At 76.5% G+C, this 22,262-nt stretch carries 20 protein-coding genes and 1 pseudogene; 13 read left to right on the plus strand and 8 right to left on the minus strand.

Annotation, left to right across the window (positions count from 1 at the left end; genetic code table 11):
- Positions 1-388 precede the first annotated feature (388 nt).
- The gene (locus CP968_RS02860) at positions 389-862 is read left to right on the plus strand and encodes a VanZ family protein (protein ID WP_373303972.1); all 474 of its coding nucleotides are present in this window, start codon (positions 389-391) and stop codon (positions 860-862) included.
- A 15-nt stretch (positions 863-877) separates the two neighbouring features.
- Here the strand turns inward: CP968_RS02860 and CP968_RS02865 are convergent, their stop codons facing one another.
- Positions 878-1,843, minus strand: a complete 966-nt coding sequence (locus CP968_RS02865) for a SigB/SigF/SigG family RNA polymerase sigma factor (RefSeq protein ID WP_150516472.1) — start codon at positions 1,841-1,843, stop codon at positions 878-880.
- 145 nt (positions 1,844-1,988) lie between these two features.
- Between CP968_RS02865 and CP968_RS34590 the strand changes: the two are divergent.
- Positions 1,989-2,294: pseudogene (locus CP968_RS34590) on the plus strand (winged helix-turn-helix domain-containing protein); the annotation flags it as partial.
- A gap of 307 nt (positions 2,295-2,601) precedes the next feature.
- Here the strand turns inward: CP968_RS34590 and CP968_RS34595 are convergent.
- Together CP968_RS34595 and CP968_RS02880 are read right to left on the minus strand one after the other, a co-directional pair.
- The gene (locus CP968_RS34595; RefSeq protein ID WP_229885820.1) at positions 2,602-3,399 is read right to left on the minus strand and encodes a GntR family transcriptional regulator; all 798 of its coding nucleotides are present in this window, start codon (positions 3,397-3,399) and stop codon (positions 2,602-2,604) included.
- A 152-nt stretch (positions 3,400-3,551) separates the two neighbouring features.
- A complete protein-coding gene (locus CP968_RS02880; RefSeq protein ID WP_150516474.1) occupies positions 3,552-5,102 on the minus strand; it encodes an IucA/IucC family protein in 1,551 nt (516 codons plus the stop codon).
- 107 nt (positions 5,103-5,209) lie between these two features.
- Here CP968_RS02880 and CP968_RS02885 point away from each other — a divergent pair, with 107 nt between their 5' ends.
- The 10 genes from CP968_RS02885 to CP968_RS02925 all read left to right on the plus strand — a co-directional run bounded on the left by CP968_RS02885 (position 5,210) and on the right by CP968_RS02925 (position 17,519).
- Entirely contained in the window at positions 5,210-6,757 is a 1,548-nt protein-coding gene (locus CP968_RS02885) for an IucA/IucC family protein (protein ID WP_150516475.1), read from the plus strand.
- 65 nt (positions 6,758-6,822) lie between these two features.
- On the plus strand, positions 6,823-7,536 hold the full coding sequence (locus CP968_RS02890; RefSeq protein WP_150516476.1) for a class I SAM-dependent methyltransferase: 714 nt from the start codon (positions 6,823-6,825) through the stop codon (positions 7,534-7,536).
- 170 nt (positions 7,537-7,706) lie between these two features.
- Positions 7,707-9,215: an FAD-binding oxidoreductase gene (locus tag CP968_RS02895; protein WP_150516477.1), complete on the plus strand. Its 1,509-nt coding sequence runs from the start codon at positions 7,707-7,709 to the stop codon at positions 9,213-9,215.
- Between the two features lie 86 nt (positions 9,216-9,301).
- Positions 9,302-10,495 carry a S1 family serine peptidase gene (locus CP968_RS33990; protein WP_167536751.1) on the plus strand — a complete coding sequence of 398 codons (1,194 nt, stop codon included), beginning with the start codon at positions 9,302-9,304 and terminating at the stop codon, positions 10,493-10,495.
- A gap of 336 nt (positions 10,496-10,831) precedes the next feature.
- Positions 10,832-12,274, plus strand: coding sequence for a sensor histidine kinase (locus tag CP968_RS02900; RefSeq protein ID WP_150516478.1), 1,443 nt, complete (start codon positions 10,832-10,834; stop codon positions 12,272-12,274).
- On the plus strand, positions 12,271-12,951 hold the full coding sequence (locus CP968_RS02905; protein WP_150516479.1) for a response regulator: 681 nt from the start codon (positions 12,271-12,273) through the stop codon (positions 12,949-12,951). The genes CP968_RS02900 and CP968_RS02905 overlap by 4 nt, the downstream gene beginning before the upstream one ends.
- A 204-nt stretch (positions 12,952-13,155) precedes the next feature.
- On the plus strand, positions 13,156-14,475 hold the full coding sequence (locus CP968_RS02910) for an aldehyde dehydrogenase family protein (RefSeq protein ID WP_150516480.1): 1,320 nt from the start codon (positions 13,156-13,158) through the stop codon (positions 14,473-14,475).
- A gap of 88 nt (positions 14,476-14,563) precedes the next feature.
- Entirely contained in the window at positions 14,564-15,103 is a 540-nt protein-coding gene (locus CP968_RS02915) for a DoxX family protein (RefSeq protein ID WP_150516481.1), read from the plus strand.
- A 152-nt stretch (positions 15,104-15,255) separates the two neighbouring features.
- Positions 15,256-16,302: an alpha/beta hydrolase gene (locus CP968_RS02920; RefSeq protein ID WP_150516482.1), complete on the plus strand. Its 1,047-nt coding sequence runs from the start codon at positions 15,256-15,258 to the stop codon at positions 16,300-16,302.
- Positions 16,299-17,519 (plus strand): acyltransferase family protein, encoded by a 1,221-nt coding sequence (locus CP968_RS02925; RefSeq protein ID WP_150516483.1) that lies wholly within the window; start codon positions 16,299-16,301, stop codon positions 17,517-17,519. Before CP968_RS02920 ends, CP968_RS02925 begins: the two co-directional genes overlap by 4 nt.
- Positions 17,520-17,608: 89 nt before the next feature.
- On the opposite strand, the gene CP968_RS02930 is transcribed toward CP968_RS02925, so the two are convergent.
- Positions 17,609-18,031: a DUF350 domain-containing protein gene (locus CP968_RS02930; protein ID WP_150516484.1), complete on the minus strand. Its 423-nt coding sequence runs from the start codon at positions 18,029-18,031 to the stop codon at positions 17,609-17,611.
- A gap of 98 nt (positions 18,032-18,129) precedes the next feature.
- On the opposite strand from CP968_RS02930, the gene CP968_RS34600 reads away from it, so the two are divergent.
- On the plus strand, positions 18,130-19,995 hold the full coding sequence (locus CP968_RS34600) for a GNAT family N-acetyltransferase (RefSeq protein WP_229885821.1): 1,866 nt from the start codon (positions 18,130-18,132) through the stop codon (positions 19,993-19,995).
- 123 nt (positions 19,996-20,118) lie between these two features.
- Here the strand turns inward: CP968_RS34600 and CP968_RS02940 are convergent, their stop codons facing one another.
- The 4 genes from CP968_RS02940 to CP968_RS02955 all read right to left on the minus strand — a co-directional run bounded on the left by CP968_RS02940 (position 20,119) and on the right by CP968_RS02955 (position 22,161).
- Positions 20,119-20,718: an HAAS signaling domain-containing protein gene (locus tag CP968_RS02940; protein WP_150516485.1), complete on the minus strand. Its 600-nt coding sequence runs from the start codon at positions 20,716-20,718 to the stop codon at positions 20,119-20,121.
- Positions 20,715-21,089, minus strand: a complete 375-nt coding sequence (locus CP968_RS02945; protein WP_150516486.1) for a PadR family transcriptional regulator — start codon at positions 21,087-21,089, stop codon at positions 20,715-20,717. The genes CP968_RS02940 and CP968_RS02945 overlap by 4 nt, the downstream gene beginning before the upstream one ends.
- Positions 21,090-21,181: 92 nt before the next feature.
- Positions 21,182-21,604 (minus strand): type III PLP-dependent enzyme domain-containing protein, encoded by a 423-nt coding sequence (locus CP968_RS35530; protein ID WP_150516487.1) that lies wholly within the window; start codon positions 21,602-21,604, stop codon positions 21,182-21,184.
- Positions 21,601-22,161 carry a helix-turn-helix transcriptional regulator gene (locus CP968_RS02955; RefSeq protein WP_150516488.1) on the minus strand — a complete coding sequence of 187 codons (561 nt, stop codon included), beginning with the start codon at positions 22,159-22,161 and terminating at the stop codon, positions 21,601-21,603. Before CP968_RS02955 ends, CP968_RS35530 begins: the two co-directional genes overlap by 4 nt.
- Positions 22,162-22,262: the final 101 nt, after the last annotated feature.

The following is a 22,262-nucleotide window of genomic DNA, read 5'->3' on the forward strand; positions in this document are numbered from 1 at the left end:
CTCACGTACGGGGGCCTTCCGGGCCGCGCCGTTCGGTCGCGGCGGGCATCGGACGGCGTTCCGGGGGTAAGCGGGGCCCATGAAACCGTTCATGAGGGCGAAATCGGGGCCGAGTTGGGCCGGTCGGCTGCGGATGGGCCGGGGCGGCGGGGCGGGAGCGGCCGCGCCGGGGTCGCTCGTGGCGGCCGGGCCGGGTGTGGCGCAGCCGACAGTGAAGGAGCGTGGGGCGGGTCCGCTGCGGGGCGACGGCCGTGCGGCGCGTCCGGAGGACCGGGACGCGGCGCGCCCTGGCGACGGCGGGCCGGCGCGTACGGACGGCAGGGGGGCACCCGGGTTCGACCCGGACGGGCCGGTGCACGGGGAGCCGAAGGCGCCTGCGCATCCGGCGGTGCGGGCGGCTGCGATGCTGGCGGCGCTGGCCGGGACCGTGGCGTTCAGCGTGGTGCTGGCACGGCTCACGCTGGAGCCGTCACCAGCCTCGGTGGCCCTCACGTACAGCAACGTGCACCCGGGGCAGTCGATCCGCGCCTACCTGGACCACGGCACGGTACGGGAGGCGGCGCGGCAGCTCGGCGGGAACCTGCTGCTGGGGGTGCCGTTCGGGGTGCTGCTGCCGGTGCTGGTGCCGCAGGCACGCGGGCTGGCCCGGGTGGCGGTGTGCACGACGGTGGTGATGACGCTGGTCGAGCTGGTGCAGGGGGCCCTGGTCACCGGACGGGCCTTCGACATCGACGACGTGATCCTGAACACGGCGGGGGCCCTGCTGGGCTACCTGCTGCTGGGACGGCGGCTGGGCCGCGCCGTGCATCCGCGGCGGCGGCACTGGTGGCACCGCTTCACCCGGCGGTCGCCCGCCGGGTGAAGGCGCCCGGGCGCATCAGGACCGGTGTGCGGAGGAGACGGCGCCCTGCGCGGACTCCTCGCCCCGGTCCTCCAGCATGGAGGCGCGCAGGTGGGCCAGGAGCCGGGTCAGCAGGCGGGAGACCTGCATCTGGGAGATGCCGAGCTCGGCGCCGATCTGGGCCTGGGTCAGCTCCTCGCCGAAGCGCATCTGGAGCATGCGGCGCTCGCGGCCGGTGAGCCGCTCCAGCAGCGGGGCCAGGGTCTGGATGTCCTCGACCAGTTCCAGGGCCGGCTCCTCCTCGCCCATCACGTCCGCCAGGCTGTGGCCTTCGGTGGGACCGTCGCCGTGCTCGGTGTGGGGGGCGTCGAGCGAGCCGCTGGTGTGGCCGTTCGCGGCGACGAGCCCCTCGATGACCTCCTCGTCCGAAAGCCCGAGGTGGCCGGCGAGATCGGCGACGGTGGGCGAGCGGTCGAGCGTCGTGGTCAGCTCTTCCTTGGCCTTGGCGATGTCGATGCGCAGTTCCTGGAGGCGGCGCGGGACGCGCACGGCCCAGGAGGTGTCGCGGAAGTGCCGCTTGATCTCGCCGGTGATGTAGGGCATCGCGAGAGTGGAGAACTCGTTCTCGCGGGCCGGGTCGAACCGGTCGATGGCCTTGATGAGGCCGATGGTGCCCACCTGGACGATGTCCTCGATCTCCCCGCCGTCGCCCCGGTTGCGGAACCGGCGGACGGCGAACTGGACGAGCGAGGCGTTCATCTCGATGAGGGTGTTGCGGACGTACTGGTACTCCTCGGTGCCCTCCGTGAGCTCGCGCAGCCGCCGGAAGAAGACCTTCGAGAGTTCCCTGGCGTCGGCGGGAGCCACCTCACGGGGCTCCGCGATCCGGGGCAGGCCCGCGATGCGGGCGGCCTCGGCGCTCTGGCGCTGCTGGGGAACGGCCGCGGTGGGGCCGGCGGTACGGACGGGGGCGGTATCGGAGGACGGGGCAGGGACCGGCATGGGGTTCGCTCCTTGGGCTGGTCGGCTTGCGGCGCGGGACCTTGACTGCCGTAGATGGTGTCCCCCTTCGGCTCGTACGTCAAGAATTGCCGGAAAAGCATTTCGCGTCTTGCGTCACCGGAAACAAATGACGCATCATGACCCCATGGGGACCGCGTCTCAGCGACAGAATTGGACATTTCTGACCAATCACGCCCGTGTTCTGGTGGCCATCGCCCGGGACCCGGCCGTGAGGCTCAGAGATGTCGCCGGCGTGTGCGGACTCACGGAGCGCACGGTCCAGACGATCGTCACGGACCTGGAGTCGGACGGCTACCTGCGGCGCGTCCGCGACGGCCGGCGCAACCGGTACGAGATCTCCACCGGCGCCGTCTTCCGCCACCCGGCCGAGGCCGGCGTCCAGGTCGCCGGGCTCCTCGCCCTGCTGACCGGCGCGGCCGCCGCCCCCGACGCGCCCTCCGCCGCGGCGGCTGCCGAGGACACGGAGGACACTGCGGACGCCGAGGACACCGAGGACACCGACGCCACGCACCACCACGGCCCCGGGGCCCCCGACCCGCTCGACGCGGAGATCCTCGACCTCGCCCCGCACCGGGAACCGGCCGGCGCGGCGGTCAGCCCCCCGGCCGCCACCGGCGGACCCGGCGCGCCCCGCGCCTGAGGCTCCTCTCCCGCGACCGGCCCCCGGCGGTCCCGCCGGACGCCCCCTCCGGCCCTCCGTTCGGCGCGGCCTCCGGCATCCCCTCCCGTACGCGTCGTCAGGTGACGCGGAAGCCGGTCGACGCGTGGTCGCGGCGGTCGCGGTGGAAGATCAGACGGTCCCAGGTGGGGAAGGACAGGTCGGTGACGGCCAGCAGCCGGCCCGCGGCGTCGTGCAGGGTGCGCCGTACCGTCAGCCCGCAGGAGGGGACCACGGCCGGCGGATGCGTGGTGCGCGTCATGGTGATGGTCTCGGCGACCCGGCCCCGGGCCGCCGCCCGGTCGAGCCACCGGTGCAGGGGAGCGAGGTCCTCGTCCCGGGCGCCCTCCACCCGCTCGCGGTAGCCCGCCAGTTCGGGACTGGCCGCGACCACCGCCGGGCTGAAGTACGTGGCCTCGTGGCGCAGGGCCTCCCCCGCCGGCCCCTGTTCGCGCCGGTGGTGGACCAGGGTGCGGGCGCCGCCGCCCATGCCGAGCAGGCCGGCGAGCGAGGGGGCCACGGTGACCAGGGTCAGCCAGCTCTGTTCGAGCGCGGGCTCGGGCACGGGGCGGGCGGCTTGGGCCCGGCCGTGCGGCGGGCCGTTCACCGCCCCGGCGGCGTGCGCGGACCCGGTCGCCGCCGGCGCCGGGCGGGTGCCCCGGCGGCCGGTGACGACGAGGCCGTCCGCGCGGAGCTCCTGGAGCGCCGCCCTGATGGTCTGGCGGTTGACCTGGTAGCGGTCGGCGAGCCTGCGTTCGGAGGGCAGTCTGCCTCCGGGAGCCTGCGCGGCGTGCTCCAGATCGCGGCGCAGGGCTGCGGCGATCCGCTGGTACTTGGGCATGGCGGCCGGGCCGCCGCCCCGCGAAGGGGAGGGCATGGCTTCTCCTCTGACGGGTGGTCAAGGACTGCGCGGTCTGCCCGACCAACGTAGCATTGGTCTATACCTCTGAGGGAAACGGGAGCGTGAACGGTCACCACCTTGGCCAATTCCGTACCCCGCCCGCCCCCCGGTCCGGACCCCCGCCGCCCTCACTCCCGCAGCGGGTTCGCCAGATCGAGGTACCGGGCGTCCGCGCCGTCCGCACGGGTCCAGCGCAGCAGCAGGTTGGTCTTGGCCGGCAGGGCCGGGGCGGTCAGCAGCTGCGCGATCTCGGGCAGGCCGCGCGCGGCGTCGTAGCGCAGGAACTCCTCGCGCGCGGCCGGCCACACCAGCGGCGCGATGTCCGGATGGTGTGCGGTCAGCGCCCCGGCGATCTCCATGAGGTGGTTGACCACCAGGCAGTACACGAGCCGCTGCCAGGCCGCCGCGCGCTCCGCCCCCGGCAGCAGCCTGACCCCCTCCGCGTCGCGGAAGAGCGCCTGCACCGGCAGGCCCGAGGCGTCCACGGCGACGACGGTGTTCTGCAGGTGCGCCTCCAGCACCACCCCGTGCCGGGCGAACAGTTCCAGCGCCGGCGGCACCACCCGGCTCAGGTACGCCCGCCACCAGGCCGCCGGATCGGGCGCCGCGGCCAGCGGGCTCCCGGGCCAGCCCTCGGCCAGGGCCGCCGCCGCGAGCGGCGTCGCCCCCGGTGCCACGTGCGCGTGCAGGCCGTCGCGGACCAGGACGGCCAGTTCCTCGAAGGCGAAGCCGGCCGTGCGGTACCCCCGGTCGGACAGCCAGGCCGCCGTCGAACCGGACGCGCGCAGCGCCGCGAAGCCGGCCGCCACGGCCGCGTCGGTCCGGCGCAGCCGCAGCAGGTCGTGACGCCACAGCCGGCGCACGTCGTTGGTGATGCGGACGTCGAGGCTGAACTTGACGAACAGGTCCGCGGCCGCGTCCGGTACGTACAGGGTGCGGACGGAAGCGGTCGGCCAGGCGGGCCGGCGGCTCTCGCCGAGCCGCAGCAGCCGCCCGTCGGCGAAGGCCTCGCGGACCGCCCCGCGGCCGCCGACGAGGTCGAGCTGCCAGGGGTGGGCGGGCAGCAGCCGGTAGCCGGCGGGCGGGCGCGGCCCGTCGAGCAGTCCGGCCAGCGCGTCGACGGCGTCCCAGGCGGCCGCGCCGCCCTCCTCCGCCACCTGGTCCTCGCGCAGCCCGAGGAAGACCAGCGGGAAGCGGGCGCGGGCCTCCGGCGCGTAGGGCAGCCAGCTCGCCGCGGGCCCGCCGCCCCGGGCCTTGGGGGCCGGGTGGTGGGGGTGCCCCATGACCAGGTCCTGCTCGGACCGGACGTACGGGTCGGCGGGCGGTGCGGCGGCGGCGCGCGCGGCCAGCAGCGCGGCGACCGCGTCGCGGCTGTCGGCGATCTCGACCGGGAGCTCGTCGTTCGCGACGCCGGTGAACTGCCGCAGCTCGTCGGAGACGAGCTTGACCAGGTCGGGGTGGGCGAGCGGCCGCCAGCCGTCCGCGGTGCGCAGTTCGGGGCGCACCGGACGGCGTCCGCCGTGCACCCGGAGCAACCGCCCGCTGCCGCGCAGTCGGTGGACGGCTGCGCCCGGGCCCGCGACCGGTTCGGCGACCTCGCGGAGCAGGCAGTTCAGGAGCGGGGTGGTGGCGTACGCGTCGGCGGCGGCGTTGAGGTCCACTGATTCCATTCGGTCCATCCGGTGCGCCGGGGTCCGCGGGGGCGCCCTCCGGCCGTGATCTTCAGTATCCGCGATGATGGCGTGATCATCCCGTCCCCCGCCCTCGCGATGCCCGGAGCCGCCTCGTGTACGTCCCCGCCTCCCCTGCCGAAGAGGCCGTCGCCGCCGAGCTGGCCACCGTCCGCCCCGCCCTCGCGGCCGCGTACGCCGACGCGCTGGCCGGCGCCCGCGCGGCCGTGCTGAGCCGGTTGTGGCGGGCGCTCGCCCACGAGCCGCTGCCGTGGGTGACGGCCCGGGAGCGGGGCCCCGGCTCGCTGACGGTGCGGCTGGCCGGGGGCGCGCGGCTGGAGGGGCCCCCGCCGGACCCGTACGCGACCGGGCCGCGCGCGGACGAGCTGCTGCTGGACGGCAAGCCCTATCGGCAGGCCTCCCGGCTCGTGGCCGCCCTGGAGGTGCCGCACGGCGGGGAGTTCGCCGCCGAGCTCGACGGCAGTACGGCCTCGCTCGCGCTCTCGCGCGCGGGCGCGTCGGCGGCCGGAGCGGCGGCCGGCGCCGCCGCCCCGGGATCGGCGTCGGGGCCCGGGCCGGGGCGCACCTGGGAGTGGGAGCAGCGGGTGGTCGACGGGCATCCGTACCACCCGAACTGCCGCTACCGGCCCGGCTTCTCGGTGGCCGAGGAGCTGGCGTACGGACCCGAGCACCGGCCGGTGGTGGAGGTCGGGCTGCTCGCCGTCCCGGCCGCCCGGTGCCTGGTGACCGGGACGTGGCCGGAGCGGTTCCGGGACGGCGAACGGCTGCTGCTGCCGGTCCATCCGTGGCAGGCCGCGCACGTCCTGGGGCCGGAGCGGGTCTCGGGCGGTTTCGCGGCGCATCCGCTGATGGCCCTGCGGACGCTGGCGCCCGAGGCGGGCGGCCCGCACGTCAAGACGGCCCTCAGCACCCGGCTGACCTCCTCCGTGCGGGACATCTCCGGCTATTCCATCGAGACGGCCGCGACCGTGTCCGCCTTCGCGCACGCCCTCACCGAACGGCTCGACGGGCGGCTGCACATCACCCGCACCCTGGGCGCGGCGACCGCGCACAGCCCCGACCTGGCGGCCGTGCTGCGCGAGCCGCCCGAGGCGTACGCGGACGCCGGGGCCGGCGAGCGGGTGGTCCCGGTGGCGGCGCTGGCCTTCCATCCGCCGGCGGCCTCGGCGGCCTGGCGGGCGCGGTTCGCCCGCCTCGCGCTGTCGGTGTGCCTGCGCGTCCTGGACCTCGGGGTGGCGCTGGAGGCGCACGGCCAGAACCTCCTCGTGGTCCTCTCCGCGACCGGTGCCCCGGTCCGCCTGGTCTACCGGGACCTGGCCGACATCCGCGTCAGCCCCGCCCGGCTGCGGCGCAACGGACTGCCGGTGCCGCCGCTGTCCGGCCGGCTGGTCACCGACGACGTGAGCGTGCTGCGGCGCAAGCTGTTCGGTTCCCTGCTGACGGGTGCGCTCGGTGCCACGGCCGGTTCGGCCGGTGCCTTCGCCGAGGCCCTCGCCGAAGCGGAGGGGCTGGAGGCCACCGCCGACACCGGGGCGCTGCTGGCCGGTCCGCTCCCCACGAAGGCGCTCACCCTGATGCGGCTGAGCCCCGGGACGCCGGGCGACCAGTGGGCGGAACTGCCCAATCCGCTGGCGCTCCGCTGAGCGCGGGCCGCAGATCCGCCGATCGGCCCCGGGTCCCGGCCCCGCGCGGGCTACGCTCCGGGGACATGACAGACACCTCGCCCCCGCACGCCGTACGGGCCCCGTCCCGCGCCGTCGCCGTGGACCACGCGCGGCTGGCCGCCGCGGCACTCGCCCGGCGGCCGCTGGACCGCGCCATGCTGGCCGCGTTCGCCGAGTGCGTGCGGGGCGGCGGCGCGGGCGAGGGGCCGGGCGGCGGCGCCCGCGCCGTCGCGGACCTGGGCTGCGGGCCGGGCCGGATCACGGCGCACCTGGACGGGCTCGGCGTACGGGCCTTCGGCGTCGACCTGTCTCCGGCGATGGTGGCGGTGGCCCGGCGCACCTATCCCGGGCTGCGCTTCGAGGTCGGATCGATGGCCGCGCTGGACGTGGCGGACGGCGTGCTGGGCGGGGTGCTGGCCTGGAATTCCACCGTGCACACCCCGCCGCCGCAACTGCCCGCCCTCTTCGCCGAGTTCGCCCGTGTCCTGGCGCCGGGCGGACACGCCCTCATCGCGTTCAGGACGGGTGAGGCGACGGGTGGGGCGACGGGTGAGGCGCGCGTCCTGCCGCGGCGGGCGACCGCATCCCCCGCCGAGCCGGACGTGCACCGGGCGCCGCCCGACCGGATCGCGGGCCTGCTGGCCGCGGCCGGGCTGGCCGAGGTGGCGCGGCTGGTCCGGGAGCCGGACGCCGGCGAGTGCTCCCCGCAGGGCTTCCTGCTGGCCCGCAGGGCGCGCGGGGACGCACCCGCCGGGTAGCCGGGACGCACGGCGCGGACCTCGCGTACGGCGCGTACGGCTGTGGCGGGAGGCGCGGACCGACGGCAGGACGAGCCGAACCGGTGCGGCTGTGGGCCGTACGGGCGGGAACGCGGCGGGCGTGGGCCCGCCTTCGCTCCGTTCGGCCCGCACGGTGGCAGGAAGGAGGCATGAGCCTCCACCGCCGCCGGATCCTGGGAACCGCCGCCGCGGCCGTCCTCGCCTCCGTCGGCGCCGCGGGCCGCGGCCCCGACTACGGCGCCCTCGCCCGCGCCCTCGACGGGCGGCTGGTGCTCCCGGACCATCCGGACTTCGCCGAGGCCCGGCAGCTCTTCCAGCCGCGCCACGACGCCGTCGCACCCGCCGCGGTGGCCTATCCGGCGCACGCCGGCGACGTGGCCGTCTGCCTCGGCTTCGCCCGCCGCTCCGGCGTCCCCGTGGTCCCGCGCGGCGGCGGACACGGCTACGGGGGCTGGTCCACGTGCGGCGGCGGGCTGGTCGTGGACACCGGGGCCATGGGGGCGGTCTCCGTCGAGGGGGGCGCCGTCCGGATCGGTGCGGGGGCCCGGCTCGGCGACGTGAACGCCGCGCTGGCCGGGCGGGGCCTGGGCATCCCCACCGGCCTGTGCCCCTCCGTCGGCATCGCCGGACTCGCCCTCGGCGGCGGCCTGGGCCTGGCCTCCCGGGCGTACGGGACCACCGCCGACCGGCTCACCGGCGCCCGGGTGGTCACGCCGGACGGGACGGTCCGCGACGTGGGGCCCGACCGGGACGCCGAGCTGTACTGGGCGCTGCGCGGCGGCGGGGGCGGCAACTTCGGGGTGGTCACCGAACTCCGTTTCGCCACCCACCCGGTCGCCGACTGCGCCTTCGCCGAGCTCCACTGGCCCGGCGGCGACGGTGCGGCGCTGCTGCGGGGCTGGCAGCGCTGGCTGGACGGGCTGGCGGACCCGTTCTGGAGCCAGGTCGAGTTCACCGTGGGCGCGGGGTCGGCGGGGCCGCCGGCCGTCCGGGTGGTGTGCCTCGACGGGCGGGCGGAGCTGGAGCGGGCGCTGACCCGGCTGGTGGACCTGGTCGGCCGTCCGGTGCGGGACGGGCGGGTCGTCGTACGGGGCTACGGCGACACCGTGCGCACCCTGGCGGGCTGCGCGGACCGCACGCCCGCCCAGTGCCGTCTCCCGGGCACCCTGCCGGGCAGGGACCCCCGGGGACTGCTGGGCCGGGACTCCTACGCGGCCCGCTCCGACTTCTGGCCGGGCGGGGGGCTGCCGGGGCCGGCCGTCGCCGTGGTGCTGGACGCCGTCGACCGCTACGCGGCCGCCGTCCCCCGGGGCGGGACGGGCGTGGTGCAGTTCGACGGGGTCTGCGGCGGCGCGGTGAACCGGGTCCCCGCGACCGCGACCGCCTTCGTGCACCGGGGCAGCGGCTTCCTGGCCCAGTACCTGGCGTACTGGCCCGAGTCCGCTCCCGGCGCGGAGGTCGCCCGGCACCGGGCCTGGCTGGACGGGCTCTGGCAGGACCTGCGCCCCTGGGCGGGCGGCAGCGCGTACCAGAACTACGCCGATCCCCGGCTCACCGGCTGGCGCGAGGCCTACTACGGGCGGAACCTCCCCCGGCTGGAGGCCGCCCGGCGCACCTACGACCCCGACCGCCTCTTCCGTTTCCCGCAGGCCGTCTAGTGCCGCGGCCGGACGGGCCCGCGGGCCCGGGCCCGCGGCCGCTCCCCCACCGCCCCTTCGACACGACACGACCCTAGGAGCTCCGCATGCGACGTACGTTGGTCCTGGCCGCGGCAGCCGCCGCGCTGCTGGTGCCGGGAGGACCGCTGCCGGTGGCCGAGGCCGGTCCCGCGGCCCCGATGGGCGCGGGACGCTGGTCCGCGCGGGAGGCGGAGGCGTTCTGGACGGCCGAGCGGATGGCCTCAGCGGCCCCGCTGCCGGACCCGGAACCCGCCGCGGTGCCCGGCCCCGCCGCGCCCCCGGTCCCGGTGGCGCCCTCCGCGCCCGGCAGGCCCGGCACGGCGGACCCGGGCCCGTCGGCGGACCCGGCTCCCGCCGCGGTGCCCGCGGTGGACCCCGCGGCCGTGCCGGCGCCCGACCCCGTAGCGGACCCGTCCGGCACCGCGGCGCCGCAGCCGTCCGGCGCGAGCACGGCGCCGGCCGCGCCCGTCGAGGTCCCGCCCTCCGACCCCGCGTCGCCGCGCCCCGTCGCACCACTGCTGCCCGCCGCGGCGGACCCGGGCGTCGGACAGGACTTCGACGGGCTGCCGGTCGTCGGCCGGATGTACGTGATGAAGGCGGGCGGAGCGTACTTCTGCACCGCCAGCGTCGTCGCCTCGCCCGGCCGCGACCTGGTGCTCAGCGCGGCCCACTGCCTGCTCGGCCCGGACTCCCGGCAGGTGGCCTTCGTCCCCCGGTACACGCGGGCCAACCCGCGCCCGTACGGCATGTTCCCGGTGCTGCGGGACGGGGACGGCGACCCCAGGATCTGGATCGACCCGCGCTACCGCTCCCAGGGCCCCGACCGCGCCGCCACCCTGGACGTGGCCTTCGCGCAGGTCGGGCCGAACGTGCGGGGCGTGCCGGTGCAGGACGTGGTCGGCGGCAACCGGCTGCTGACCGGCGCCGCGTACGCGCAGCGGGACGTCACGCTGATCGGGCACCCGGCCTCCGCATCCCGGCCGCGCCTGTGCGTGAACCGGACGACGAAGTTCACCAGTTCCGACGCGCGCATCCCCGGATCGTTCCTGCGGATCGACTGCACCGGCTACCCGGGCGGCACCAGCGGCGGCCCGTTCCTGCTGCGGCTGAACTCCCGTACCGGGACCGGTGACGTGGTGGGGGTGATCGGCGGCTGGAAGACGGGTGGCGACACGGCCGACACCTCGTACAGCTCCTACTTCGGTGCGGACGTGCGGAAGTTGTACGACAGGGCGGTGGCCGAGACGAAGACGGGCTGAGGCCCGCACTGGCGCGGGCGCGGGCGCGCAGCCGCCGATCGCGCGCCGGTCGAAGAGGGCCGCGAGGTCGCCGGAGTAGATGGTGCCGAAGAGGTGGCGGGCCACGGCGAAGAGGAAGGCGCAGTCGGAGAAGGCCTTGGACGCCTCGGCCGGGACGCTCTTGCGGCGGGCGAGCAGCACTCCGCCGCCGAAGGCCGGCAGCACGGGCAGCGGTTTCCCCAGCGCGGCGGCTGCGCCCGTGCGTTCCGGCCCTCCCCCGTGATCGACCGCGGGCGGCCTACCGGCCCCCGCAGCGCTCCCCGGTGGCGGGCCGACGGAGCATAGGCTGGGCGGATCATGAGCGAAAAGAACCGCACGCGGTGGCCCGGCCGCATCCGCCCGGGCCGCCGCGCCGCCTCCCCTGCCGGCCCCGGCGCGCCGGGTCGGCCCGGCGACACCTCCCCGGACGGCGCCGCCGGTGCGTCCCCGGCCCCCGGCGGCGCGTCGCGCGCCGCGCGCGGGGCCGGCGCGCTGGCGCAGCTCGCCGTGGTGCTGCGCACGCCGGCCCGGCCGGCCCAGCCGCTGCTCGGTCGGGCGCCCCGGCGGTGGCAGCGGCTGCTGCCGTACGCGGTGGTCGGGGTCTTCGTCGTGTCGCTGCTCCCGACGACCATCACGGTGCTGACCAACGACTACAAGGGCGGCGGCGGCTGGTCGGGCGCGCTGGGGGTGGCGCAGACCGTGCCGCTGCTGCTGGCCGTGACCCGGCCGCTGCCCGCGTGGGGCATGGTCCTGCTCGCGGACGCGCTGGGCGCGGTGCTGCTGATCCAGGCGGACGGCGTGGCGGGGCGCGCCTGGCCGTGGACCCCGATGGCCGTCATCGGCTATCTGGTCCTGATGGCGTGCACGGGGCTGCGCGAGTCCGTCCGCACCCTGGTCGGGGTGTGGCTGGTGACCGGCGCGGTCGGCGCGGTCCTGGGATTCTTCCAGCCCGCGGGCGTGACGAACACGTCGGCGCTGGTGCTGGTGCTCAGCGGGCTGGTGCTGACGCTGACGGGCGCGCTGCGCGGGCTGGGCGACGCCCGGCAGCGGATCGCCGAGCAGGAGAGCATCAGCGAGGCGGAGCGGTCCCGGCGGACGCTGCTGGAGGAACGGGCGCGGATCGCGCGGGAGTTGCACGACGTGGTCGCGCACCACATGTCCGTGATCACCGTCCAGGCCGACTCCGCGCCGTACCGGTTGCCGGGGATGGCGCAGCCGGTGCAGGAGGAGTTCGCGGCCATCGCGGCCAGTGCGCGCGAGTCGCTGGGCGAGATGCGGCGGCTGCTGACGGTGCTGCGCGGGGACGGGGCGAACGGCTCGGACGGCGAGCGCGCCCCGCAGCCGGGGATCGACCGGTTGCAGCAGCTGGTGGAGGCGACCGTACGGGCGGGCCAGCCGGTGGAGCTGTCCCTGTCGGCGGGGGCGGCCGGGGCGGCCGCGTCGGCGCCGCCCGCGGTGGACCTGTCGGCGTACCGGATCGTGCAGGAGGCCCTCGCCAACGTGGTGCGGCACGCGCCGGGTGCGGCGACCCGGGTGTCGGTGACCGTCGACGAGGACGAGGTCCTGGTGCTCGTGGTGAACGGTCCGGCCCGCGACGCCGTGGTGGCGCTGGAGGGTTCGGGGACGGGGCACGGTCTGGTCGGGATGCGGGAGCGCGTACGGTTGACGGGCGGCACGCTGGACACCGGTCCGCTGCCCGACGGCGGCTTCCGGGTCGCCGCCCGTCTGCCGCTGAACGACCCGGCCGAGGAATCCAGTTGACCATCCGCGTGATCATCGTCGACGACCAGGCCATGGTGCGGGCGGGTTTCGCCGCGCTGCTGTCGGCGCAGGCCGACATCGACGTGGTGGGCGAGGCCCCCGACGGGCGGGAAGGGGTGCGGATCTCCCGCACCGCGCACCCCGACGTGGTGCTGATGGACGTGCGGATGCCGGAGATGGACGGGTTGACGGCGGCCCGCGAGCTCCTCGATCCGCCGCCGGGGGTGGTGCACCGCCCGAGGGTGCTCATGCTGACCACCTTCGACATCGACGACTACGTGTACGAGGCGCTCCGCGCCGGGGCCTCGGGGTTCCTCTTGAAGGACGCGCCGCCCGCCGACCTGATCGCGGCGGTCCGGGTCGTGGCGTCGGGCGAGGCCCTGCTGGCGCCGTCGGTGACGCGGCGGCTGATCGCCGACTTCGTGCAGCGGCGGCCGGCTCCGCGCAAGGACCCGGCGCTGCGGCTCAACGGTCTGACCCCGCGCGAGACCGAGGTGCTGGAGCTCATCGCGCGCGGACTGTCGAACCAGGAGATCGCCGGCCACCTGGTGCTGGCGGAGCAGACGGTCAAGACCCACATCGGGCGGGTGCTGGGCAAGCTGGACCTGCGCGACCGGGCCCAGGCGGTGATCTTCGCGTACGAGGCGGGGCTGGTGCGGCCGGGGGACGGCGGCTGACGGCCGAGGCGCGCGACGGACCGGCTTCGGCACGGCGGGGCGCGGCCGTGTCGCGGCCGGGATCGGGGGAAGGGGAGGTTTGCGGCGGAATACCCGGGCCAGATTGATTGCTATATACATCGATCGGCCCGGGTCCCGCCCCGGCCCTCCGCACTCCCGGCACCGGCCCCGCGGCCGGGCCGCCCCCACCGCTTGGAGCACCGCATGTCGGACCACCGTTCGCACACGCCCGCAGACGTCGTCGCGCGGCTGCGCGACACCTTCGCCACCGGCCGTACCAAGTCCCTCAGCTGGCGGACGGCCCAGCTCGACGCCCTGCGGACGCTGCTGACCGAGCGGGGCGACGAGCTCGCCGCCGCGCTCCAGGCCGACCTCGGCAAGGGCCGCGACGAGGCGTACCGGACGGAGATCGACTTCACCCTGCGGGAGATCCAGCACACGCAGGAGCACCTGGCCGAGTGGCTGCGCCCCCGGCCGGTCCCCGTGCCGGACCGGCTGAGCCCGGCGACGGCGCACACCGTGCAGGACCCCCTCGGCGTCGTCCTGGTGATCGCGCCCTGGAACTACCCGGTCCAGCTGCTGCTCGCCCCGGTCGTCGGCGCGCTCGCGGCCGGCAACTGCGTCGTGGCCAAGCCCAGCGAGCTGGCGCCCGCGACCTCGCGCGCGCTGGCCGCCCTCCTGCCGAGCTACCTGGACGAGGACGCGGTCGCCGTGGTGGAGGGCGCCGTACCGGAGACCACCGAGCTGCTCGCGCAGCGCTTCGACCACATCTTCTACACCGGCAACGGCCAGGTCGGCCGGATCGTGATGCGGGCCGCCGCCGAGCACCTGACGCCGGTGACCCTGGAGCTGGGCGGCAAGTCCCCGGCCTTCGTCGACCGCGGCACGGACCTCGGCGTGGTGGCCGCACGGCTGGCCGCCACCAAGTTCATGAACGCCGGCCAGACCTGCGTCGCCCCCGACTACGTGCTGACCGACCCGGAGACCGCCCGCGAGCTGGAGAAGGCCCTCGGCTCCGTCCTGCGCGACCTCTACGGCGACGACCCGGCCGCTTCGCCCGCGTACGGCCGGATCGTCAACGAACGCCACTTCGACCGGCTCACCGGCCTGCTCGACTCGGGCCGTACCGTCACCGGCGGCGACCACGACCGGGCCTCGCGCTACATCGCCCCGACCGTCCTGGCGGAGGTCTCCCCCGACTCCCCCGTCATGGCGGAGGAGATATTCGGCCCCGTGCTCCCCCTGGTCGAGGTGGCCGGTCTGGACGAGGCCGTCGCGTTCATCCGGGACCGCGAGAAGCCCCTCGCCCTGTACGCCTTCACCGACTCCGACACGACCCGCGAACGCCTGGTCCAGGAGACCTCCTCGGGCGCCGTGGCCTTCGGTCTGCCCGTGGCCCACCTGACCGTGTCCGACCTGCCCTTCGGCGGGGTCGGCGAGAGCGGCATGGGCAACTACCACGGCCGCTACTCCCTGGAGACCTTCAGCCACCGCAAGGCCGTCCTGGACAAGCCGCTGCGCTGACCCGGCGGCGCGGCGGCGGCCGTCCGCGTCCCCCGCAGCGCCCGCGACCGGGACGGATGTCCGGCGCGAGGCCGGGCAGGGGTAGGGCATGGCTATCCTCCGAAAACTCGCCCGCCCCCTCCTGGCCTCCCCCTTCGTCACCGGCGGCCTGCGCACCCTGCGCCGTCCCGAGGCGGTCGCCGAACGCGCCCGGCCCGTCGTCGGGCCGATCGCCGAGCGCATCCCGGCGCTGGCCGGGGACCCCGTGACGCTGGTGCGCGCGACCGGCGCCGTGCAGGCCGGTGCGGGCCTGCTGCTCGCCACCGGCCGCGCCCCGCGCCTGGCCGCGCTCACGCTGGCCGCCACGCTGGTGCCGTCCACCGTCGCCGGCCACGCCTTCTGGACGATGGAGGACCCGCAGGAGCGGGCCCGGCACCGGGCCGCCTTCCTCAAGGACCTCGCCCTCGTCGGCGGCCTCCTCATCGCCGCCGCGGACACCCACGGCAAGCCGTCGCTGGCCTACCGTTCCCGGCACGCGCTCGACCACGCCCACCCGCTGCGCGCCGTGAGCGGCCCGGTCGCGGCCGCCGCCACCAGTACGGCCGCCCGCGCCAAGGCCGCGGCCCAGCCCCTCGTCGGAAGGCTCTGACGACCCGGCGCGCCGGGCCCGCAGGGGCCCGCGCGCGCCCGTCTCCTCCACCCCCTACCGGGGTATGACCTCCTCCTTGGCTCCACGGTCCGACGCGCCGTTCGGCATCTCCTTCCTACCTTCCTCCTCGTCACGAGGAGAGGAGAAGGTGCATGCGCCGCTTCAGGAGGACGCTGGTCACCGCCGCACTGGCGATGACCGTCGTCGGGGGGACCGCCGGCTGGGCGTCCGGCGACAGTGAGCGGGCCGTCACCGGTCCGCCGCCCGGCGCCGCGGCGTGGCGGGCCGACACGGCGGCCCTCGGACGGCCGCTGCCCGACCCGGCGACCGCACCGCCCGCGGAGGTGGCCCGCTTCTTCGCCGGCCTGGACACCGGCGCCCGGCAGCAGCTCGTACGCTCCCACCCGCTGGTGGTGGGCAATCTGGACGGGGCGCCGCCGGCCCTGCGGTACCAGGCCAACCGGCTCGCGGTCCTCGCCACCGGAGAGGCGCGGTACGCGTCCCTCGGGGCACCGGGCCGGCAGATCCTCGCCTTCGACCCGCGGGGCCGGGGCCAGGTCGCCGAGGCCTTCGGGGACCTGGAGCGCGCCGCGCACGTCTCGGTGATCGTGCCGGGCTCGGACAACGACGCCACCGGCCACGACGCACCGCGCGCCGCGCACTCCGGACCGGCCGGCATGGCCAGGGCCCTGCGCGCGGCGGCCGGCGAGCGCACCGCCGTCATCGCCTGGACCGGCTACACCACCCCCGTCGGGGTGGGCCTGGACGCGGCCGAGGGCCGACTGGCCGTCGCCGGCGCGTCCCGCCTCGCCCGCTTCACCGCGGGGCTCGACGCGGTCGGGGCGCCCGACCCGGTGCTCTTCTGCCACAGCTACGGCTCGGTGGTCTGCGGGCTCGCGGCCCGGCACACGGACGCCACCGACATCGTGGTCTTCGGCTCTCCGGGCATGCGCGCCGACACCGCCGCCGCCCTGGGCACCGGCGCCCGCGTCTGGGCGGGGCGGAGCCCGTCCGACTGGATCGCCGACGTACCGAACGTCGAGTTCGCCGGACTCGGCCACGGCGCCGATCCGACCTCCGCCGCCTTCGGGGCCCGGCGGCTGCCGGCCGCCGACGTCCGGGGCCACACCGGCTACTTCGCCCCGGGCACCCAGTCCCTGGCGGCCTTCTCCGCCCTCGCGAACGGAGAGGCCCGATGAGCGCGCTCACCCTGCTGCGCGGGACGGCGGACCGCATCGATGCCCGGACCCCCGCCCACCGCGACCGGGCGGTCGACGGGCTGCGCGCCCTGGCCCTGCTGGCGGTGCCGACGGGGCACTGGCTGCTCGGCGGCTTCACCCTCGACGCCGACGGAGGCCTGCACAACGCCAGCCCGCTGTCCGCCTTCGGCGGGCTCGCCCCGGCGAGCTGGGTGCTCCAGATGCTCGGCATCTTCTTCCTGGTCGGCGGATACGCCTCCGCGCTGTCCTACCGGCGGCGCGCCGGGTCGGCGGGGGCGTGGCTGCGGGGAAGGATCGTCCGCCTGGGGCGTCCGGTCCTGGGGGTCACCGCCGTATGGGCGGTGGCCGCACCGCTGCTGTACGCGGCGGGGGTGCCGGAGACGACGCTGCGGACCGGGGCGACGCTGGTGGTCCAGCCCCTGTGGTTCGTGGGCGTGTACGTGGTGGTCACCGCGCTCACCCCGTACTGCGTACGGGCCGCCGGCCGGCTCGGCGGGTGGGCCGCGCTGCCGCTGCTCGTCTCGGTCGCGGTGGTGGACGTGCTGCGGTACGGGCCGCTCGCCGAGTCCGTGCCCTCCTGGCTCGCCCTGCTGAACGTCCTGCCGGGCTGGCTGTTCGCATACCAGCTCGGCGTCTCGTGGGGCGAGGGGCGGATCGGGCGGCGCGGTGGCCTGCTGCTGCTGGGGGGCGGGACGGTGCTGTTCGCGGCGCTGCTGCTGGTCTTCGGCTATCCGGCGTCGATGGTGGGCGTGCCGGGCGCCGCGCGGACCAACTCGCACCCGCCGTCGCTGCTGGTCCTGGCCCTGGCGGCGGCCCAGTCGGGGGCGGCGGTCCTGCTCCGGGACCGGCTGGCGAAGGCGCTGGCGCGGCCGGCGCTGTGGGCTCCGGTGGTCGTGGTCAACCTGTGCGCGATGACGATCCTGTGCTGGCACCAGACGGCGATGCTGGCCGCGGCCGTGCCCGGTTCGTTCGCGGGGCCGGTGGCGGGGCTGACGACGGCGCCGGACAGCCTGGGCTGGATCGTGGCGCGGCTGGCGTGGATGCCGGTGTTCGCCGCGCTGCTGGTCGGCATCGCCCGGTACGCGCGCCGCTTCGAGGACCCGGCGCCGGACGGCCGGAAGGCCTCGGCGCTGCGCAGGGCGGTGACCGGTGTACTGGCGGCGGGGTTCGCGGTGTTCGCGCTGGGGCTGGCGTAGGCGTCCCGGCCGCGCGGATCACCGGTGTGCGACGAGAGCACCGCTCCCCGGAAGGAGCGGTGCTCTCGTCGCACACCGGTGATCCGCCGTCAGGCGATGGAGGCCGCGACGATGGCGGCGACCGCGAGGTTGCAGCAGGCGGTGACCCAGACGGCGGGGTGGGGCTCCGGGTCGACGACGATCGCGCCCAGCCTGCCGGGGGTCACCAGGTCGAGCACGAGGAACGCCACGGCCATCAGGACCAGGCCGAGCAGGCCGAACGCCGCGGTGGACAGCAGACCCTTGCCGAAGTCGTCGTAGGTGGTCCAGATCGAGGTGAAGACGATGCCGCCGATCCCCAGCAGCGCGGAGCTGAGGAGCAGCGCGGCGTTGCGGTTGCGCTCTTCCCAGATCTGCTTCGGGAGCTTCCCGGGCGTCAGGACGTCGACGAGGACGATGCCGAGGATGAGCAGCACCAGGCCGAGGGCGCCGAAGGCGCTGGTGCGGCCGAGTCCGTTGATGATGTCGCTCATGGGGAAGCCTTGTCTCCGGGTGGTGGGGAAGGATGTGCCGTGGGAGGCTGGGCGAATCTATCGCACACCCCTGCTCCCGGCCACGGGGAGGTCTGGACATGGCAAAGCTCAGGGCCGCGCGGGGCGACGAGGCGCGGTCCCTGACCGCACTGGTGCTGCGGTCCAAGGCCCACTGGGGGTACGACGCGGCCTTCCTGGCCGCGTGCGCGGAGGAACTGCGCCTGCGGGCTGTCGACATGACGGTCCGTCGGGTGGTCGTGGCCGAGGACGAGGAGGGGGCGGCCCTCGGACTGGCCTCGCTGGAGGGCGACGGGCACCGGGCGGCGCTGGGCCTGCTGTTCGTGGAACCGGCCGCCATCGGCCGGGGGGTGGGGCGGCTCCTCTACCGGGACGTGCTGCGCCGGGCCGCCGGTCTGGGGGTGCGGCGGCTGGTGATCGACGCCGATCCGCACGCGGCGGGGTTCTACCGCGCGATGGGCGCGGTCCCGGTCCCCCGGCCCGCGCCCGCTCCCCTTCCCGTGCCCGCACCGGACGGTGCGGGCGGCGAGGAAGGTGACCACGGTGACGGCCCGGCCCCCCTGGTGCGGTTCGAGGTGGCGCCCCTGCCGCTGGCCGGCTGGGCGCGTGCCTGGACGGGCGGCGGGCGGGCCGTCCACGTCGGCAACGTCGCCGAGTTCAACGGGCAGTTCGCCGAGCCCTCCCTGGACCGCGACCAGTCGGCCGCGCACCACTACGCCTGTCTGGCCGCGTTCTACAGCCCCACCCCGGCCGCCCTGGTCCTGCCGCGGGCGGTGCCCGCGGGCTGGGCCGGGCTCGTCTGCCGCCAGCTGGGCTGGACCGGGGTGGAGGTGTACGACGGGCTCGCCCCGGAGACCGGCCCCGGCGGCCTGTCGGATGCCGTACGGGCCCGCCCGGCGCTCGCCGAACGGCTGACCGGGGCCGGGCTGCCGCTCGTACCGTGGGGGCGGACGCGGGCGTTCGGGCGGCTGGCGGGCCGGCCGTGGCGGCCGGAGGAGCTGCGGTACGAGTCGAAGTCCGCCGCGCACGGCCTGTTCGCCCGGATCCTGGCGGACGGCGGCCACCCGTCGGTGCTGCTCCCGGCGCAGTGGCGGGCGGGCACCCGGCGGGCCGCGGTCCGGCTGCTCGCGGGCCGGGCCCGGGCGGGCGAGAGCACCGTTCTGAAATCGGAGCACGGCGTCGGGGGTTCGGGTACGACCGTGGTCACGCCGGAGGACGTGCGGGCGGCGGGCGGCGCCCGCGCGGTCCTCCGCCGGCTGCCGCGCGGGCCGGTGCTGCTGGAGGAGTACGTCCGCGGCCCGGCGCCCGGGGCGGCTCCGCGGGACCTGACCTACGACGGCTTCGTGGACGACGCGGGCCGGGCGCACGAGGTGGGCGGCGCGGTGATGGACGTCGCGGACGGCGGCTACCGGGGGGCCACGGTCGGCCCGGGGGTCGTGCCGGAGTGGGCGCGCGGGCCGCTGTGCGCCTTCGGCCGGGCGGTGGGCCGTGCGCTGGCGGAGTCGGGCTACCGGGGCTGGTTCGACGTGGACTTCGTCGCGGACGGCGCGGGCCGGCTCGCACCGACCGAGGCCAATCTGCGGCTGACCGGCCCGTCGGTGGCCTTCATGGTGGCGGCCCGGCTCGACGAACTGCGGGGCGCGGGGCACCTCGTACGGATCGCGGACCGGGTGGAGCTGGGGGCGCGGCTGCCCGACGCGCAGGTGGACGAATGGTGCGCGGCCCTGGCCCGGGACTGCGCGGAGCTGGGCGCGGTCTTCGTCCCGGCGATCCCGACCGCGGCCTTCGAACCGGCGCCCTGGATGGGCGTCCTGGTCGCCGCGCACGCCCCGGCGGTGCTGGACGCGGCCGAGGCGCTGGTGCGCGACCGTGCGCGGGCGGCCGGCGCGGCGTTCGACCCACCGCCGCCGGACCGGCCGGAGCCGTCCGACCGGGGCGACCCCTGAGCCCGCCCCGATCGGCCCGGGGCCGTCGGCCCGCCCCGATCGGTCGGCGCGGATCGGTCGACACCGACCGGTCCGCGCCGCGGCGGCGCTCCCGCGCGTCACCCGCGGGCCCGGGACGACGCCTCAGGCGCGGCGGGTCCGCCAGAGCCATGCCGTCGTGGCGGTCAGCAGGAAGAGCATCGCGAGGTTGGCCAGGAGGGCCGGGACGTCACCGGAGGGGGCGGCGCCGGAGACGACCCAGATGCTGATGGCGACGGTCGGCAGGACGGCGGTGAGGAGGACGCCCGTGGTCTTCTGGACGGAGGTCCAGTGCACCGAGGTGCAGAGCAGCACCGCGCCGATGACGCGGAACAAGCTGCTGCAGAACCCCGCGGCGGGGACGTGGGGCAGGGCCGTCGAGACGAGGTACGGGACGGTGAGCATCAGGAGCGGGACCAGCGGGTGCACCTTGCCGCGCCGTGCGGGGGCACCTGCCGCGCCCCGGGCCGGGGCGCCGAGTGCGCCGCTGCCCGCTTCGGCCAGCGCCGTCGCCGCGATCGTACGGGGGTCCCCCAGCTCCGCCAGGACGTCGCCGATCGCGGCCCCGGGGCGCTCGGCGCGCGTCACCTCGATGTGTTCGGCGAGGTCGGCGAGGAGTTCCTGGCGACGGTCGGCGGGGACCGCGGAGGCCTCGCGCTCGACGGTGGAGAGGTAGTCGCGTACCAGGTCGGCAGAGGTCTTCATGCGAGGTCTCCGGTGGAGGGGTGCGGGGTGGTCAGGAAGCCGTCGACGGCGGTGCGGAAGCCGGGCCAGACGCGGGTGAACTCGTCGAGCGCGGCCCGGCCGCCGTCGGTGAGCGCGTAGTAGCGACGGGGCGGGCCGGAGGCGGACTCCTGCCAGGTGGTGGTGACCAGGTCGTCGCGGCGGAGCCGGGAGAGCAGCGGGTAGACCGTCCCCTGACTGGTGGCCAGCGCGCCGGAGTCCGCGAGGGCGTGCAGGAGTTCGACACCGTAGCGGGGGCGGTCGCGCATCAGGGCGAGCACGCAGTACTCCAGAACTCCCTTGCGCAGCTGGGCGGCTGCCCGGGCGTGCTTGATCGACTCACCAGGTTCCATGCGATGCAAGATACCTGGTGCGGCAAGCCGCCCGGAACGGGGGGCACCGGTCGTCGGGTGGAGCGGGTGAGGAGGTCCGCGCCGCCCCGCCGTCACCAGCCGCGGACACGCGGCCACCGGGAGCGGATGGTCCGGGACCGCGGGGCGGTCACGAGGTGGGCCTCGTGCTGCGCGGCGGTCGCACGCGCGTGGACGGGCAGGATGCGCAGGCGGGTGCCTACCGGGACGTCGGGCAGTGCGGCGGCGCTTCCCGGACGGACCGAGAGGATGCCGTGCTCCTGGCCGGCGCCGGTCATCACCAGGTCCTCGTGGGGGACGCCGTCGAGGTCGGCGACGAGATCGTACCCCTTGGCCGTCTTGACGTGCGGGCGCAGCTGCGCGCCCAGGCCGTCCAAGTGCCCGCGCAGCCGGGCGGTGTCGGCGTCGGCCTTCCCCCGGTCCAGTGCCGGGAAGGGGGTTCCGGGCTCGTCCAGCGTGCCCGCGGCCGGGGCGCCCCCGGTGGGATCAGGACTCATGGTTCCTCGCTCTCCGGTTCCTCGGTCACGGCCCCGCGGCACTGCGCGAGGTCGGTGTAGACGGCGGACCGGGACACGCCCAGCCGCGCGGCGACCCGCGGGACCGCGTTCCGCACGGCGAACACCGCGCGTTCGTCGAGGGTGAACGTCGTGGTCGGGAGGTGCGCGGGCGCGGCTCCGGCCGGCGCCGACAGGAGGTCGCCGGCCTGCCGCAGCGCGGTCACGTCGAGGTTGGCGCAGAGCGCACCGAACACACGGCCCTCGTCGTCGCGCAGCGGCATCGTGGACGACTTGACGACGCGGCCGCCCGGGGTGTGCGTGACGTAGTCGAGGTCGTTCACCGCGTCGTCGCCCGGGGCCGGCACGGAGAGGCCGATCTCGCTCGGCGCCCCGGCGACCTGCCTCCCGGTCACCTGCCCGGCCGCCGCGACGACGGACCGGTCGCCCCGGTGGTAGTCGTGCAGGACGACCTCGCACGCGGGACCGAACGTCGCCGCCAGCCCCTCGATGACGGGCGTCAGGGCGGCCAGGACCGCGTCCCCCGCGCGATCGGACATCAGCGCACCTCCACGTCTCCCGCGCGCGCCCTCCTCTCAGGATGGAGCAAAAGTCCAGGGCCTGGACGTTCCGTCCAGATCTTCGGCGGGGCCGGCGGCCG

This window comes from Streptomyces subrutilus, assembly GCF_008704535.1.
Classification (GTDB): Bacteria; Actinomycetota; Actinomycetes; order Streptomycetales; family Streptomycetaceae; genus Streptomyces; species Streptomyces subrutilus.